At 74.2% G+C, this 15,431-nt stretch carries 15 protein-coding genes; 8 read left to right on the top strand and 7 right to left on the bottom strand.

Features of this window, described 5'->3' with window-relative positions; translation table 11 throughout:
• The first annotated feature begins 86 nt into the window (after positions 1–86).
• Genes CRP29_RS08075 through CRP29_RS08035 form a run of 8 tightly spaced genes read left to right on the top strand, consistent with a single transcriptional unit; the run spans position 87 to position 7,619 of the window.
• Positions 87–851, top strand: a complete 765-nt coding sequence (locus CRP29_RS08075) for a DsbA family protein (RefSeq protein ID WP_217991500.1) — start codon at positions 87–89, stop codon at positions 849–851.
• Positions 844–1,749 carry a cytochrome c biogenesis CcdA family protein gene (locus tag CRP29_RS08070; protein ID WP_097194519.1) on the top strand — a complete coding sequence of 302 codons (906 nt, stop codon included), beginning with the start codon at positions 844–846 and terminating at the stop codon, positions 1,747–1,749. The genes CRP29_RS08075 and CRP29_RS08070 overlap by 8 nt, the downstream gene beginning before the upstream one ends.
• On the top strand, positions 1,746–2,297 hold the full coding sequence (locus CRP29_RS08065) for a hypothetical protein (RefSeq protein WP_176522881.1): 552 nt from the start codon (positions 1,746–1,748) through the stop codon (positions 2,295–2,297). Before CRP29_RS08070 ends, CRP29_RS08065 begins: the two co-directional genes overlap by 4 nt.
• The gene (locus tag CRP29_RS08060) at positions 2,255–2,944 is read left to right on the top strand and encodes a DUF1775 domain-containing protein (protein WP_097194518.1); all 690 of its coding nucleotides are present in this window, start codon (positions 2,255–2,257) and stop codon (positions 2,942–2,944) included. The genes CRP29_RS08065 and CRP29_RS08060 overlap by 43 nt, the downstream gene beginning before the upstream one ends.
• Positions 2,941–3,531 (top strand): copper resistance CopC family protein, encoded by a 591-nt coding sequence (locus tag CRP29_RS08055; protein ID WP_176522880.1) that lies wholly within the window; start codon positions 2,941–2,943, stop codon positions 3,529–3,531. The genes CRP29_RS08060 and CRP29_RS08055 overlap by 4 nt, the downstream gene beginning before the upstream one ends.
• Complete coding sequence (locus CRP29_RS08050; protein ID WP_217991499.1) at positions 3,528–4,091, top strand: copper chaperone PCu(A)C; 564 nt, start codon at positions 3,528–3,530, stop codon at positions 4,089–4,091. The genes CRP29_RS08055 and CRP29_RS08050 overlap by 4 nt, the downstream gene beginning before the upstream one ends.
• Complete coding sequence (locus tag CRP29_RS22990) at positions 4,091–6,253, top strand: Dyp-type peroxidase (protein WP_217991498.1); 2,163 nt, start codon at positions 4,091–4,093, stop codon at positions 6,251–6,253. Before CRP29_RS08050 ends, CRP29_RS22990 begins: the two co-directional genes overlap by 1 nt.
• A gap of 1 nt (position 6,254) precedes the next feature.
• Complete coding sequence (locus CRP29_RS08035) at positions 6,255–7,619, top strand: MBL fold metallo-hydrolase (RefSeq protein WP_097194515.1); 1,365 nt, start codon at positions 6,255–6,257, stop codon at positions 7,617–7,619.
• Between the two features lie 3 nt (positions 7,620–7,622).
• Here CRP29_RS08035 and CRP29_RS08030 read toward each other — a convergent pair whose 3' ends face one another.
• From CRP29_RS08030 to CRP29_RS08000, 7 genes are all read right to left on the bottom strand, one after another.
• The gene (locus CRP29_RS08030) at positions 7,623–7,892 is read right to left on the bottom strand and encodes a metal-sensitive transcriptional regulator (RefSeq protein ID WP_097194514.1); all 270 of its coding nucleotides are present in this window, start codon (positions 7,890–7,892) and stop codon (positions 7,623–7,625) included.
• A gap of 106 nt (positions 7,893–7,998) precedes the next feature.
• Positions 7,999–8,877 carry a sulfite exporter TauE/SafE family protein gene (locus tag CRP29_RS08025; RefSeq protein ID WP_097194513.1) on the bottom strand — a complete coding sequence of 293 codons (879 nt, stop codon included), beginning with the start codon at positions 8,875–8,877 and terminating at the stop codon, positions 7,999–8,001.
• 5 nt (positions 8,878–8,882) lie between these two features.
• Positions 8,883–9,458 carry a rhodanese-like domain-containing protein gene (locus tag CRP29_RS08020; protein ID WP_097194512.1) on the bottom strand — a complete coding sequence of 192 codons (576 nt, stop codon included), beginning with the start codon at positions 9,456–9,458 and terminating at the stop codon, positions 8,883–8,885.
• A complete protein-coding gene (locus tag CRP29_RS08015) occupies positions 9,455–10,843 on the bottom strand; it encodes an MBL fold metallo-hydrolase (protein ID WP_097194511.1) in 1,389 nt (462 codons plus the stop codon). The genes CRP29_RS08020 and CRP29_RS08015 overlap by 4 nt, the downstream gene beginning before the upstream one ends.
• Positions 10,844–10,880: 37 nt before the next feature.
• Positions 10,881–11,195, bottom strand: a complete 315-nt coding sequence (locus CRP29_RS08010) for a rhodanese-like domain-containing protein (RefSeq protein ID WP_245852633.1) — start codon at positions 11,193–11,195, stop codon at positions 10,881–10,883.
• Positions 11,196–11,433: 238 nt separating this feature from the next.
• Complete coding sequence (locus tag CRP29_RS08005; RefSeq protein ID WP_176522879.1) at positions 11,434–14,511, bottom strand: arabinosyltransferase domain-containing protein; 3,078 nt, start codon at positions 14,509–14,511, stop codon at positions 11,434–11,436.
• Between the two features lie 36 nt (positions 14,512–14,547).
• On the bottom strand, positions 14,548–15,393 hold the full coding sequence (locus tag CRP29_RS08000; RefSeq protein ID WP_245852631.1) for a TIGR03089 family protein: 846 nt from the start codon (positions 15,391–15,393) through the stop codon (positions 14,548–14,550).
• Between the last annotated feature and the right edge of the window lie 38 nt (positions 15,394–15,431).

Below are 15,431 nucleotides of genomic sequence, written 5' to 3'. Positions count from 1 at the left end.
CGGCCTCCGGACTTCTTGTACGGTCAACTGTAGCCGAGTTGTCCGGACAACCATCGGTGCCATCGACGCTCCAGGGGGAAGTACTCGTGCCCAGCTCTGCTCCATCTCCGCGGTCGAAAGCCGAGGCCGGTCGATCCTCGACGGCGCAGGCCCTGCGCGGACCGCTCATCGCCCTGGCCGTGGTCGTCGCGCTCGCCGTCGTCGCCGTCGTCTGGGGTGTCGGTCGCGGCGGGAACGACGGCGGCGGCCCGGTCGCGGACGTGAGCCAGGAGGGTGGGACGGCGCAGCCGTCGGACACCCTCGCCCGGCGGGTCCCTGGCGACCCGCTCGCGCAGGGGGACGCCGATGCGCCGGTCGTGCTGGTCATGTGGGAGGACTTCCAGTGCCCCTTCTGCGCGAAGTTCGCCCAGGAGACCGAACCGGTGCTGGTCGAGCGGTTCGTCGAGGCCGGCATCCTGCGGCTGGAGTGGCGGGACTTCCCCTACTTCGGTGAGCAGTCGGTGCAAGCGGCACGTGCCGCACGCTCGGCGGGCGAGCAGGGTGCTTTCTGGGAGTTCCACGACGCGGTCTACGCGCTGGGCTTCCCGCCGAACAGCGGTCAGCTGACCGACGACGTGCTGATCGGGCTCGCCCGCGATCTCGACCTCGACGTCGAGCGGTTCACCGCGACCATGCAGTCGCAGGAGACCCTCGACGCGGTCACCGCCGACTTCCGGGAGGGGCAGCAGCTCGGCATCTCCGGTACGCCCGCCTTCCTCCTGAACGGCCGGCCGATCATGGGCGCGCAGCCCACCGACACGTTCGTCGCGGCGATCGAGCAGGCGGCCGACGCGGCCGGGGACGATGGGTGAGCTGGGGCTCGCGGCGGCGTTCCTCGGCGGCGCGCTGACGCTCATCAGCCCCTGCAGCGCGCTCCTGCTGCCGTCGTTCTTCGCCTACGCGTTCGCCCACCCGCGCGAGCTGCTCGCCCGCACGGTCGTCTTCTGGCTCGGGCTCTGCCTGACCCTGGTGCCCCTCGGGGTGGGGTCGGCGCTGGTCTCGACGCTCTTCTACGGCCACCGCGAGGTGCTGATCGCCGTCGCCGGCTGGACGATCATCGCCCTCGGCGTGGTCCAGATCCTCGGTGGTGGCTTCGGCCTGCCCGGAGCCGACCGGCTCCGGGCCCGGGTCGCCACCCCGGGCCGGGCCCGCGGGTGGGCGGGGACCTTCGCGCTGGGTGCGGTCTACGGCCTCGCCGGGTTCTGCTCGGGACCCATCCTCGGCGCCGTCCTCACCCTCGCCGCGACCGACGGCGGCGTCGTGGGCGGAGGGGTTCTGCTGGCCGTCTACGCACTCGGGATGGCGGCGCCGATGTTCGTCCTCGCGCTGCTCTGGGACCGGTTCGACCTCGGCCGCCGCCGGTGGCTCCGTGGCCGCCCGCTGCGCATCGGCGGCCGGCAGCTGCACACGACCCAGCTGATCTCCGGCGGGCTGTTCGTCGTCGTCGGCTGGCTCTTCCTCCGCTTCGACGGCACCGCCGGCATCACAGGGGTCCTCGGGTTCGGGGACACCGCGGACCTCGAGTTCGAGGCGCAGAGCTGGATCACCGAGATGTCCGCGCGCCACCTCGACGTCTGGGTGCTGGCGGCCGCCGCGGCCCTCCTCCTCGGCGTCATCGCGCGCCGCCTGCACCGGCTCCGCACCCAGGCCCCCGCTGCCCGGCCGGACGACGACATCATCGACGCGCTCGACCGACAGGAACCCCGATGACCTCGATGTACCTGGCGCTCCGGTCCTGGGACCGCCGTCGCGGGCTCACCGCGCTCGCGATGACCGTCGTCGGCGTGCTGGTGGTCGCCGTGCCGACCGACCTCATCGACACGCCCGTCTTCGGCCGGGAGGTCCCGCCCACGTGGTGGTCCTGGCCGGCGCTGCTCGTGAGCGCGGCGCTCGCCGGGTTGCTCGTGGCCACCTACGTGCGGGAGCCGGGCTCGCCCGACCCGGCGCCGGCCGAGGAGGAGCGCCGATCGCGGCTGTGGGGCGGTGCCGGCGGACTGCTGACCTTCTTCGCCGTGGGCTGTCCGGTCTGCAACAAGCTCGTCCTCCTGGCGCTCGGGGCCAGCGGCGCGATGACGTACTTCGAGCCCGTCCAGCCGGTGCTGTCGCTGCTCGCTGTCGTGCTGCTCGCCTGGGCGCTGGCTCGCCGGCTGCGGGGGCAGATCGCCTGCGCCGTGCCGGCGCTGCCGTGCGCTGGATCACACGACTCTTCTACGCCGTGTGGAACTCCACCGTCGTGCGGGACGACTTCTACGACATGAGAGTCCGCGCGCTGTTCGGCGTGCCGCCGATGGCGGTGGCCCTCGTCCTGGCCGTCGCTGCGCCCGCGTTCGCGCACGTCGAGGTGACGGCCGGCGGCGCGGAGGCCGGTGATCCGGCGACCCTGCGGTTCTCCGCGGCCGCGGAGCACCCGTCCTCCGGGATCGTCGAGGTCGCGACGCGGTTCCCCCGAGGGATGCCCGGCGATGGTCTCGTCCTCGAATCGGGCCCCCCGGGATGGAGGCTGACGGTCGCTGACGACGTGGTCACCGTCGGCGGGAAGCCCCTGCCGGTGGGCCGGGACGCGGAGTACTCGATCGCAGTCCCTGCCCTGCCCACGACGGACGGGGAACTGCTCCTCCCCACCGTCCAGCGGTACGCCGACGGCCGGGAGGACGCCTGGATCGAGCCGGCGACCGCAGCAGTCCCCGATCCTGCGATGCCTGCCCCCGTGCTGGTGCTCGGCGTCGGTCGCGGGGCCGGCGACGCCGAGTCCGACCGTGGTCCGGTGGCCGTCCCCTCGGACCGCGCCGACAGCCGATCGGGTGCCGGGGCTGCCTGGTACGCGGCAGCCACCGCCCTGGGGGTGCTCGCCCTGGCGGGCGGAACCGTGTTCTGGCGGCGCCTCGCCGGCCGGGCGGAACGGTGACTGCCCGCCGGCGCCGGCTCGCAGCGGTTGCCGTCGCCACCGTCCTCGTCGTGCTGGTGTCCGCCGGCTCCGCGCGGGCGCACGACGACGTCCTGGCCTCGAGCGCGCCGGCTGCCGGTCAGGCACTGGACAGCCCGCCGGCCGAGGTCCGACTCCACGTCACGCGCGGACTCGCCCCCATCGACCCGCTCGTGGTCGTCCGTGCCGCCGACGGCACCTCGGTCGTCGATGGCCCGCCGCAGGCGGCCGACGGTGTCGTCGTCCAGGCGCTGGTGCCGGACATCTCCGACGGCAGCTACACCGTGAGCTGGCGCGTGGTGGTCGATGACGGTCATCCCGCCTCCGGGACGTTCGCCTTCACCGTCGGGGGTGCGGCGCTCGCCACTCCCACTGCGGCGGCTGCGCCAGGAGCGACGGAACCGTCGTCCACCTCGTCCGGCCGGCCCGGAGCGGCCTGGTTCGCCGTCGCCGCTGCCGTCCTGGCCGCCCTGTTCCTCCTGCCGGCGCTGGTCTGGCGCCGTCGCAGGTCCGCCGTCCCGACCACGGTCACGGCGTCCCCCCGCCCCGATCCCGGAGAACTTCGATGACCTCCTCGTCCCGGTCCCGCCGCCCCGTCGTCCAGCTCGCCGTCGGCGGCATGGCCCTGGCTCTCGCACTCGTCGGTTGTGGCGCCGACACCGCGACGAAGGACCCGTCCGCTCCGGCGGCGCAAGCCGACGCGGCCACGCCGGAGGTGTCGGTGGCCCTGGCGGACGGCTGGGTGAAGGCGGCGGACACCGGGATGACCGGGGTGTTCGGGACGCTGACCAACCGCGGCGACGAGGACGTGACGCTGGTCGCCGCGAGCTCGCCCGTGGCCCGGACGGTCGAGATGCACGAGACGGTCATGGGTGCCGACGGCGCCATGGTCATGCAGGAGAAGGCCGGCGGCATCGTCGTCCCCGCCGGCGGCGAGTACGAGCTGAGGCCCGGCGGGGACCACATCATGCTGCTGGGCCTGGACGCGCCCGTGACCGTGGGGGACGACGTGACCGTCACCTTCGAGACCGCCGGCGGCGGGACGATCGAGATCACCGCGAACGGGCGGGAGTTCTCCGGTGCCGAGGAGTCCTACACCCCCGGGAACGGCGCGGAGGACGACGGCTGATGGTCTCGCAGCTGAGTCGACGGGGGTTCCTCGTCGGCGGGGGAGCCGTGGCGGGCGGCGCCACCGTCGCCCTGGCCGGGGCGGCGCTGGGAGCTGACCCCGGCCGGCCGGCGACGCCGCCCGAGGACGCCGTCGGACGGGCGACGGTGCCGTTCCGCGGTCTCCACCAGGCCGGCGTGCGGACGCCACCGCAGGCGGCGGCGACGCTGGTGGCCGTGGACCTCGCCGAGGGCACCGGTCCCGCCGACCTCGCCCGCCTGCTGCGGGTCTGGACCGAGGACGCCGAGCGGCTGACCGCGGGGGCGCCCGCGCTCGGGGACACCGAACCCGAGCTGGCCGCCGTACCGGCCAACCTGACGGTCACCGTCGGGCTGGGGCCGGGTGCGTTCGACCGCATCGGGATGGCCGGCCGCCGGCCGGACTGGTTGGCGCCGCTGCCCGCCTTCGGCATCGACCGGCTGGAGCAGCGCTGGTCGGGTGGTGACCTGGTCGCTCAGGTGTGTGCCGACGACGCGCTCACCGTCGCGCATGCGGTGCGGACGCTGCTGAAGCAGGCCCGGCCGTTCGGCTCGCTGCGGTGGGTGCAGCACGGATTCCGCAACAGCGCCGGATCACTGCCCGGCGGCTTCACCCAGCGCAATCTCATGGGCCAGGTCGACGGCACGGTGCAACCCGTCGACGGCGCCGAGGACGACCTCGTGTGGATCGGGGACGACGGGCCCGGGTGGCTGCGCGGCGGCACCGGGATGGTGGTGCGCCGCATCGCCATGCACCTGGACACGTGGGACGAGCTGGACCGGCCCGCGAAGGAGCGGGTGATCGGCAGACGGCTCGCCACCGGAGCACCGTTGACGGGCAGCGAGGAGCAGCACCCGGCGGACCTCACCGCGGTCGGCCCGGACGGACTGCCCGTCATCGACCCTGCCTCCCACATCGGCCGAGCAGCACCGCTCGACCGCAGGGAGCGGATGCTGCGTCGCCCGTACCACTACGACGTCCCCCCGCCACCGGGGCAGCTCAGCGACAGCGGGCAGGTGTTCATCTCCTTCCAGGCCGACGTGCGCACCCAGTTCGTGCCCGTGCAGCAGCGGCTGGCCGAGGTCGACCTGCTCAACCGGTGGACGACGCCGATCGGATCGGCGGTCTTCGCCGTCCTGCCGGGGTCGCTCCGGGAGAGCACCTGGGGCAGGTGCTCCTGGAGAGCTGATCCGGGTTCCGGGGAACCCGACGCGCACGGTCAGAACGGGACGGCAGCCCGGTGCGTGTCCACGACGGCGGAGGCCAGGCGCCGCAGCCGCGATCCGCGGGCCGGGGCGGAGCTGTTCGCGGCCGACGTGGTCGGCGTGACCGCGTCGGTCACCCGGGCGGACGGCAGGGCTGCGGGAACGGGCGCGGCGATCTCGGTCAACGGGAATCCTTCGACGGACGTGCGGGCGGACACGGGGCCGCTGAGCGTTCGCTCAGCGGGAGGGCGTGCCGCCGGGACAGAGTCGGTCGTCGACCAGCAGTGGGGTCACCCCGAGGAGGCACACGCAGAACGCGGGCCTGCTCGGTCGATTACCCCAGTACACAGGTCGAGATTACGCAGAAATCCAGGACGGGGGCAACGTCCCAGTTCAGGTGGGCAGTCGGGACACTTCCCGGACCGGACAGGGTCGGCGGTACGAGGCCGGCGCTGCGGGTACCGGGAGGGAGACCTCGCCGCTCCGACCTGCGGTCCGACCTGGAGGGCCGCTGCGCAGCGTCGGGCGACGGACCGGAAGGAACTGCGCATGGAGTACCGACGCACCCTCGACCTCGCCGTCCCGTTCGCGGAGGCGGTGGCGCGCACCAGGGAGGCCCTGGCCGAGCAGGGCTTCGGCATCCTCACCGAGATCGACGTGCAGGCAACCCTGCGGCAGAAGCGGGGTGTGGAGATGGAGCCCTACCTGATCCTGGGCGCCTGTGCCCCCGACCTCGCGCAGCAGGCGCTGGAGGTGGACCGCGGCGTCGGCGTCCTGCTGCCGTGCAACGTCGTCGTCAGCCAGGCCGGCGATGGCTCGACGGTGCAGGTCCTGGATCCGCAGACCATGGTGTCGATGACCGGGCGGCCCGAGCTCCAGCCCATGGCCGACGAGGCCGGACGCCGTCTCGACGCGGCGCTGGCCGCACTGGGGAGCTGACATGTTCGAGGTGCAGACGATCGAGACCTCCAGCCTGGGCGACCGCAGCTACCTGATCGACGACGGCGAGGTGGCCGTCGTGATCGATCCCCAGCGCGACATCGACCGCGTGCTGGAGGTGGTGGCCGGCCGAGGGGTGCGGGTGACGCACGTGCTCGAGACGCACGTGCACAACGACTACGTGACCGGTGGCCCGGAGCTCGCCCGGGAGACCGGCGCCGACTACGTCCTGCCGAGTGGGAGCGATGCCGAGGTCGAGCACGTGGCGGTCTCGGACGGCGACGTGGTCGAGGCCGGCCGGCTGCGCCTGCGGGTGCTGCACACCCCGGGCCACACCCACCACCACGTCAGCTACGCGCTCGCCGACGGGGATGGAGAGGTCGAGGCGGTGTTCACCGGGGGATCGATGCTCTACGGCGCCACGGGCCGCACCGACCTGGTCAGCCCGGAGGCCACCGACGAGTTGACCCACGCCCAGTACCACTCGGTGCGGCGGCTGGCCGGGGAGCTCCCGGACGGGGCGCAGGTGTTCCCGACCCACGGCTTCGGCAGCTTCTGCTCGGCCACCCCGACCAGTGGGACGTCGTCGACCATCGGTGAGCAGCAGCGGGTCAACCCGGCGCTGACGCAGGACGAGCAGGACTACGTCGACACCCTGCTCGCCGGGCTGGACGCCTACCCGGCCTACTACGCACGCATGGCACCGATCAACCGGCGCGGCCCGGCACCGGTCGACCTCTCCATGCCCGAGAAGGTCGACCCCGCGGAGCTGCGCCGGCGTATCGAGGCGGGGGAGTGGGTGGTCGACCTGCGGGAGCGCACGGCGTTCGCGGCCGGCCACCTGACCGACTCGATGAACGTCGAGCTCGGCACCAACTTCGTGACCTACCTGGGCTGGCTCTACCGCTACGGGGAGCCGCTGACGCTGATCGGCGAGAGCGAGGAGCAGGTGGCCGAGGCCCGTCGCGAGCTGGTGCGGATCGGCGTCGACGAGCTGGCCGGTGCTGCGATCGGGGACATCGAGGACCTCGCCGACGGGCGGCCCCTGCGGTCCTACCCGGTGTCCGACTTCGCCGGCCTGGCCGAGGCGATGGAGCGCGGGCCGGTGCAGGTCCTCGACGCCCGGCGCAACGACGAGCGGGCGAACGGCTTCGTCCGCGGCTCGCAGCACATCCCGCTGCACGAGCTCGCCGACCGGCTCGACGAGGTCCCGCAGGGCGAGGTGTGGGTCTACTGCGGCTCCGGCTACCGGGCGTCGATCGCCGCGTCGGTGCTGGACCGGCCCGGCCGGTCCGTCGTCCTCGTCGACGACTCCTACGAGTCGGCCGGGAAGGCCGGACTCGAGGTGCGACCCGCCGACGGCTAGGGGTCAGGCGAGGGAGAGGAACAGCTTCTCGAGACGGGCGCGGTCGAGGGCGGCGTTGCCGTCCTCGCCGGCGGTGATGCACTGCTCGAGGCCGGTGGCGATGATGGCGAACCCGGCCTTGTCCAGTGCGCGGGACACCGCGGCCAGCTGCGTGACGACGTCCTCGCAGTCGCGGCCGGCCTCCAGCATGCGGATCACGCCCGCCAGCTGACCTTCCGCGCGCCGGAGCCGCTTGATGACGTCTCCGACGACCTGGGTGTTCTCGAGCTGCATGTTCCTCATCCTCTCGCGTCCACCGGGTCATACCCCGGCGGGTACTGCGTCCTGGAGCGCCGCGCGGTGCGTGGGCATTCCCGGACGCACCGCGCGGCCGTCTGGGTCAGGCCCCGGCGGGGCGCGGGCCGACGATCCCGGCGTGGCGGAGCGGGCAGCGGGGCACGAACGCCGTGCAGGTCCCCATCGCGCCGGCCACGCCGAGCACGGCGACCAGAGCCGGCAGCCGCGCGCCTTCGGGTGCCTCCTGGACGAGGACGAAGGCGCCCATGGTCAGGACGAACCACCCGAACGCCCGGCGCAGCGCGTCGGCCGGGATGCGGTCGACCAGTCGGGCCCCGAGCAGGCTCCCGACGACGGCGGCGGCGGTGATCGCACCCACGAGGGCCCAGTCGATCGACACGGTGGCCAGGTAGCCGGTCAGCCCGGCGAAGGACTTCATGGCGATGACCAGCAGCGAGGTGCCCACGGCGACGCCCATCGGCAGCCCGCCGAGCAACGCCAGCGCGGGGACGACGAGGAATCCGCCACCCGCGCCGACCAGGCCGGTGACCAGGCCGACGACGACGCCGTCCAGCAGGACCCGGCCCACGGGCAGCTCGGCGTGCGCCTTGGCCGGGTCGACGTCCCGGCGGCCGCGCAGCATGGCCACCGCCGTGGCGACCATCATGAGGGCGAAGGCGATCATCAGCAGCTGCCCGGGAAGGTGGCCGCCGACGAACCCGCCGGCCAGCGCGCCGGCCATGCCGGCAGTCCCGAAGAGCAGCCCGGTGCGCCAGCGGACGCGCCCGGCGCGGGCGTGGCCGACCACGCTCACCGCCGCGGTGACGCCGACGACCACGAGCGAGGCGGCGATCGCCTCCTTGGCGTCCATGCCGGCCACGTAGACCAGCAGCGGCACCATCAGGATCGACCCGCCACCGCCGAGAAGACCCAGGGTCACCCCGACGACGACGGCCAGCGCGACGGTGAGCGCGATCAGCATGCCCGTCACCTCTCCCTGGTCAGCTGGTCCAGAGCAGAGCCGGTGGGGCGGGCGCCGCGCCTGTTCCACGGCATCCGCGCCAGCACCATGCCCATGGCGCAGGTGTCGGTCAGGGCGGCGACGGCGAGCCCGCCCCCGACGGCCCCGGACAGCCACTTCGCCTTCGGCGCGACCGTGCTGGCCAGGACCCCGGCGGCGACGAGCGACCCGGCGGCCAGGCGGACCTGGCGCTCGAGCTCCCAGCTCTGGCGGCCACGGTTCACCGCGCCGCCGGTCCTCTCCCAGTTCACGATGCCGCCGGAGAGGACGGTGGGGGAGGTGAGGCCGGCTGCCTGCAGAGCCTCCTGCGCCTGTCCCGCCCGGGCGCCGGAGCGGCAGACCAGGACGACGTCGTGGTGATCGTCCAGGACCGTGCGGAGCTGGTCGAGCGAAGCCTTCAGCTCGTCGAGGGGGACGTTGACGGCGCCCGCGATGTGGCCGGCCTCGAACTCCGCCGGAGTGCGGACGTCGATCAGCGTGGGGTCGGAGCCGTTGCCGAGGCGCTCGGCGAGGGTGGGGGCGTCGACGGTGGGAGTGCTCATGCGGGGATCTCCTGCCTGACCGCGTCGGTGGAGAGGTGGAGACCGGCGGGGCCGGCGTTGTCGAAGGAGTCGTCGATGGCGACGACGTCGATGCCGTGGGCGTCGAGCAGGGCGGCGACGACGCCGGCGCGGTAGCCGCCGGCGCAGTGCACCCACACCGGCCCGGCCGGGACCTCGTCGAGGCGCTCGAGCACCTCGTGGATCGGGATGTGCAGCGAACCGGCGATGTGCCGCTCGGCGCGCTCCTGGTTGCGCCGCACGTCGAGGACGACGGGGCCGCGGCCGGCGGCGCCCTCGGCGGCGAGGTCGGCGAAGGTGGCGGTGCGGTAGGCCCGCAGCGGCTGCCCGCCGGACCAGTCCTCGACGCTGCCGGTGGCCATCGCGGCCGGCCGGTCGATGCCGACGCGGACCAGCTCGCGCTGCGCCTCGGCGACGTCCTCGGCGGTCTCGCCGAGCAGGGTCACCGGGGTGCCCCACGGCATGAGCCAGGCGAGGTAGGTGACGAACTGGCCGTCCAGGCCGAAGTTGACCGTCCCGCCGACGTGCCCGGCGGCGAAGGCGGTGCGGGTGCGCAGGTCGACGACCCACTCGCCGGCCTCGATGCGCCGGCGCAGCTCGTCCGGGTCCGCCTCGGTCGGCAGGGAGAGGTCGGCCTCCCCGGGTCCGGCGGAGTTGGCCGGGCCCATGTGCGCGTAGTAGGCCGGGTAGGCATCCAGGCCGGCGAGGAGGTCCTCGACGTAGCGGGCCTCGTCGGTGGTCAGCGCGGGGTTGGCGAGCTTCTCCTGCCCGATGGTGCTGGCGGTGCCGCCGGACTGGGTGGCCGAGCAGAAGCTGCCGAAGCCGTGCGTCGGGTAGACGGCGGTCTCGTCCGGGAGCTCGGCGGCCAGCCGCTGGGCGGAGTGCCACTGGGCGTGGGCAAGGGTCTGGGTGTGATCCGGACCGAGCAGGTCCGGGCGCCCCGTGGAGCCGAAGAGCAGCGAGCCGCCGGTGAACACCGCCACCGACTCGCCGTCGGCCTCCAGTGCGAACGACAGGTGGGTGTGCGTGTGACCGGGGGTGAGCAGCACCCGCACGCGCATCCGGGCCCCCACCTCGACGACGTCGCCGTCGGAGACCCCGGTCCGTTCGAAGGAGACCGGGTCGTCGGCGTTCAGCAGGTACCGGGCGCCGACCTCGCGGGCCAGTTCCAGTCCGCCGGTGACGTAGTCGTTGTGGATGTGGGACTCGAAGACGTGGGTGATGCGGACACCGGCCGCCTCGGCGATGCCGAGGACGCGGTCGTAGTCGCGCTGCGGGTCGACCACGAGCGCGACCTCCCCGTCGTGGGCGAGGTACGTGCGGTCACCCAGGCCGGGGGTGTCCAGGGGGAGGACGGTGATGGTCATCGGGTTTCCTCTCGGGGCCGTGGTGTCGTGGTCGGGGTCAGGCGGCGGTGGCGACGGGCCGGCCGGACTCGATCCAGGCGCCGGTGCCGCCGGTGACGCTGGTGGCGTCGATGCCGACGGCGCGCATCAGCTCGGTGGCCTGGGCGCTGCGACCGCCTGCCTGGCAGATCACGTAGACCGGCCGGTCCTTCGGCAGCTCCGGCAGCCGGGCCGGCAGCACGCTCAGCGGAAGGTTCTGTGCGCCGGGGACGTGGCCGGGGCGGTACTCGCGCGCCTCGCGCACATCGACGACGTGGGCGTCGCCCTCGGCGAGCCGGGCCGCGAAGGTGTTCTGGTCGATCTCGGGGATCACGTCAGCTCCTGAAGGTCGGTGGCTATACCCGGGGGGGTATGCACGGACCAACGGTAGCCCCATCGAAGGCATTCCCCCGGGGGTATGCCGGGGGAGTGGTGAGGCTCACCAGGCCGGCGCTGCCTGCACGCCGTCCTGCGCGACCACGTGGGCCGGCCGCGGTCCTACGAGGGCACCGACCAGGTGCAGGGCACGGCGAGCGCCGGCGGCCTCCTGCCCTGACCGCGGAGGTCCTCCCTCAGTCCTCCTCCGGCGACGGGCCCGGGCCGGCCTCCGGCCACCAGCCCCAGCCGGCGATGGTGCGGCTGCCCTCCTCGACGCGGAAGGCACCGGTCGGCAGCTCGTAGTCCAGCGCCACGAGCCGGCCCCACTCGACGTCCGGGGAGGTGCCCGGGAGGAAGCCGCGGTACGTGGTGAACCGCGCGACCTCCTCCACGGTCCCGTACGCCCCGCCCCGGTCGTCGATGATCGTGATGTCGGGGGAGTCGGCGAAGGTGTCGCTGAAGACCAGCCAGTTGACGGGTTCGACCATGCCGTCGGCGACCCTCGGGGGATCGACGCACGGCATGTTGAACCCGATCGGCCAGTCGAGCCCGACCGCCGTCCCGTCGAACAGCTCGCTGAGCGGCTGCCCGACCACCAGGTAGGGCGCCGTCACGGTCAGCCATCCCTCGGCCGTCAGGTTCCGGTCGGTCAAGCGGAACCGCACCAGGGACGCGTCCGCGGGGAGTTCCTGCCGCGCGCCGAGGTTCTCCCGGGTCCACGCGCCCGCTGCGAGGTCCTCGACCTCGTCCGGGTCCACCGCGAACACCTCGGGCAGCACGCGGACCTCGGCGTCGGCGTACTCGGCGACGACCGTCGTCCCGCCGTCGGGGTTCCCGGCGATGCCCATCGCCAGCACGTCCCGCACGGTCATCTCCGCCAGGTCGAACCACGGTGTCACCAGCTCGACGGTCTGATCGACCGGCTCGTCGGTCCGTGTGGTCCACCGGTCGACGTCCTCCGGGACCACCTCGCGGTTCTCGAACGAGTTCTGCAGCGAGGTGTCGTCGTCGGACGGCGGTGCGGCCGGGTCGCCCACGTCGGTGCTGGGCAGCCGGGCCGTGCCGGTGAGCGCGACGGCGTCGTCGGCGAAGCCGCACCCCGGGTCCCCGCGCAGGACCGACGTGGTGTCGCCGACCATCGACCAGGTGTCCCGCAGCAGGATGTTGGACGCCGAGGCGCTCGCGGTCTGCACCAGGACCGACGCGACCAGCGCCGTCACCACGACGGTGATCGCCGCCTCGGGCCACGGGCGGTAGGCAGCGGCACCCGGCTCGGAGGAGCGGCGGGCGCGCCACCAGAGCGCCCCGATGACCGCGAGGGTTCCCGCGACCCAGGCGGCCGGGTTCCCGAGCACCCCGGGGACGTCGCGCAGCACCCGGTAGGCGGAGTACTCGACCTGGTGGTTGCCGGCGTGGAACGCGGTCGTGGCGGCCAGGAGCAGGCCGACCGCGAGAGCGGCCGCCGCCCATCGGTCGGGGCGGCGGCGGACGAGCACCGCGACGCCGACGGTGAGCAGCAGCGCGCCCGGTGCCGCCAGCGCTCCGAAGTGGTGGGTCCACTTCGTGGGCGAGGGCAGGAAGGCGAGGTTGGCGGCGACGTAGGCCAGTGCCGGCACCGCCCACGTGGTGCGCAGCGCCCCGGGACGGGTGGTCCGCGTCAGGGTCACCGAGACGCCGATGAGCACGGCGAGGGTGAGCACCACGGCGAGCTGGCGGCCGAAGGTGCGCTGCGCCGGGTCGTCGCCCAGCGTCAGGTAGTAGTAGCGCAGCACCTCCTTGTACCAGGGCTCGACCGGCGGCACCTCGCGGTGCACCCGCAGGGCGGTCAGCGCGCTGGCGAGGGTGGCGTCGGAGAAGACGATCGTGGCCGCGACGCTGGCCGAGGCCACCATCAGCGCGAGCGTCGCCCACAGGCCGAGCGCCGAGCGGCGCAGCAGCGGCCACAGCCGGGGGAGCAGCACGACGAGGGTGGCCGCGCAGGACAGGCCGGAGGCCGTGATGGTCACGGCCGTGCCGGCGACGAGCGCGGCCGCGCCGAGCAGCCACACGCGCTCGCGGCGGATCGCCTGCAGGGCCAGGGTGAGCGTGGCCGCCCAGGCGAGCGTGATCAGGAACTCGGGCCGTGCGCCGATGTTCCACGGCAGCCACCAGGCCAGCAGCGCGACGCCGGCCACGACCCGCAGGGCCGGGTGCGGCCGGTCGACCAGGAGCGGCACGAGCTGACGGGTGAGCAGCCACCAGACCAGCAGGCCGGCGGCCAGGGAGGGCAGCCGCAGCACCAGCGGCTGGGTGGAGAGCTCGGTCAGGGGGGCGAGCAGCGTCTGGTGGAGGATGAACGGGATCTCGGGGACGTTGAAGAAGCGGAACTGGTTGCCGACGTACCCGGCCGAGTCCAGGGTCCGGGCCTCGGCGCTGTAGTAGTAGTCGTCGGTGTTGATGAACCCGATGAGGGTCCACACCACGAGCGTGACCACGACGCCGACGTCCGCGAGCAGGGCCCAGGTCCGCCCGCCACGCCCGGTCGGGGGCTCCACCAGCGCGGGCAGCGGCTCCCGGCGCCGGCGGGGGGCGGCCGGGCCGGCCCGCCACAGCAGCCAGAGGCAGCCGAGCAGCGCGGCGACGTGGGCGACGACGAGCGCCGTCTTCCACGCCGTCGGCGAGGTCTGGAACCGCGCGTCGGGATGCGCGGTGACCGACGGAGACGAGCCGTCAGCGGCCGTGAGGTCGGTGGTGAACGCGGTGACCTCGGGGACCCCGAGGCCCGGCCGGTCGGCGAGCACCTCCGGATCGGAGCCGGGCCGCTCGAGCGTCACGGTCGTCCCGGACTGGAGCGCCGCGATCACGAAGGTGCAGTCCGAGGATGCCGGGAGGCCGCCGCTGTAGAGCTCCTCGCCCGAGGAGAGGATGCGCATGTTCGTCTCGGTGACCGTCGCACGCAGCCCTCGCGCGCTGCCGCGCTCGGACCCGGGCAGTGCCGTGGCGAGCAGCACCGCCGGGGCCGCGCCGGGCTCCTGCCGCCCGGCCAGGGCGGTGACCGCCGCGCACGGGATCTCGGCCTGCAGGTCGATCGGCCGGTAGGGCATGAACAGGGCGACGGTCGACTGCGGATCACCCGGGTCCAGCGGCCACTGGACCTCCGGCGTGTCCACCCGCACCGGCGCGAGGGGCAGCGTCACCGCGAGCAGCAGGGTGAGCCCGGCGAGCACCCAGGCCAGGACCCGCCGTCGGTCGCGCCCCCCGGGCGCCGCGTCGGTGTCCGCGGGGGTCGTCACGCGGGGGAGTGTAGGTGTGACGCGCGCGACCATCCGTCAGCCGCGGCGACCGAGCTCGCGGACCCCCTCGACCCGTATCCCGAGGGTGGCCGTCACCCGTTCCGCCGCCGCGCGGGACGCCAGCCGGTCGGGTGCGGCGTTGCGGCACAGGACCAGCGAGGCGCCGGCGGCCAGCGGCGCGAGCAGCCACGCCACCGGGCCGGCCTCGGCGGCGGTCCGCTCGTCGACCAGGATGCGGTCGCCCTCGGTCAGGCCGAGCCGGCCGGCGAGCTCCGCGGCCGCCGAGGTCAGGCTGCCGAGGCTCAGCGACGCCTCGCCGACCAGCAGTCCGGGACCGGCCGGGTCGGGCTCCCGGTAGGGGAAGAAGACGTCCCCGTGCGTGCGCACCTCGACGGCGAAGTCACGGGCGGCGCCCGAGTACCCGGTCATGCCCAGGCCCAGGGGGTGCAGCGACAGCCCCCAGAGCTCGGTCGCGGAGGCGTCGTCGTGCGCCTCCTCCAGGGCTGGGAGCCGGTCCTGGGCGGCGAGCACGACGTCCGCGCCCGCCGCCCGGCCCTCGTCCTCGAGCGCGGTGTCGAGCACCGCCGCCCCGCAGCTCCAGGCGCCCAGCAGGACCGCCGCCGTCTGCCAGTGGACCGGCAGGGCCAGCGCCACCGTGCTGCCCGGGCCGACGTCGCACTCGTCCTGCAGCAGGTTGGCCGTCTTGGCCACCCAGTTGGCCAGCGTCGCCGCCGAGAGCTCGACCCGCTCGTCGGTCGCGTCGTCGTAGGAGGTGAGCAGCGGGGTGGCCGAGGACCGGCGCAGCGCGGCCGCCAGGAGGCCCGCCGGCATCGTCTCCTGCGGGCGTCCGGCGTCGGCGGCAGGCGAGGGGGTGGTGGGCACGGGACAAGAGTGGCAGGGCGGGTTGCGACGGATCGGTC

Origin of the sequence: Blastococcus aggregatus (assembly GCF_900221005.1) — a bacterium.
GTDB lineage: Bacteria > Actinomycetota > Actinomycetes > Mycobacteriales > Geodermatophilaceae > Blastococcus > Blastococcus aggregatus.
The sequence above is the reverse complement of the archived record's forward strand: the minus strand, read 5'-3'. Positions and strand labels throughout refer to the sequence as shown.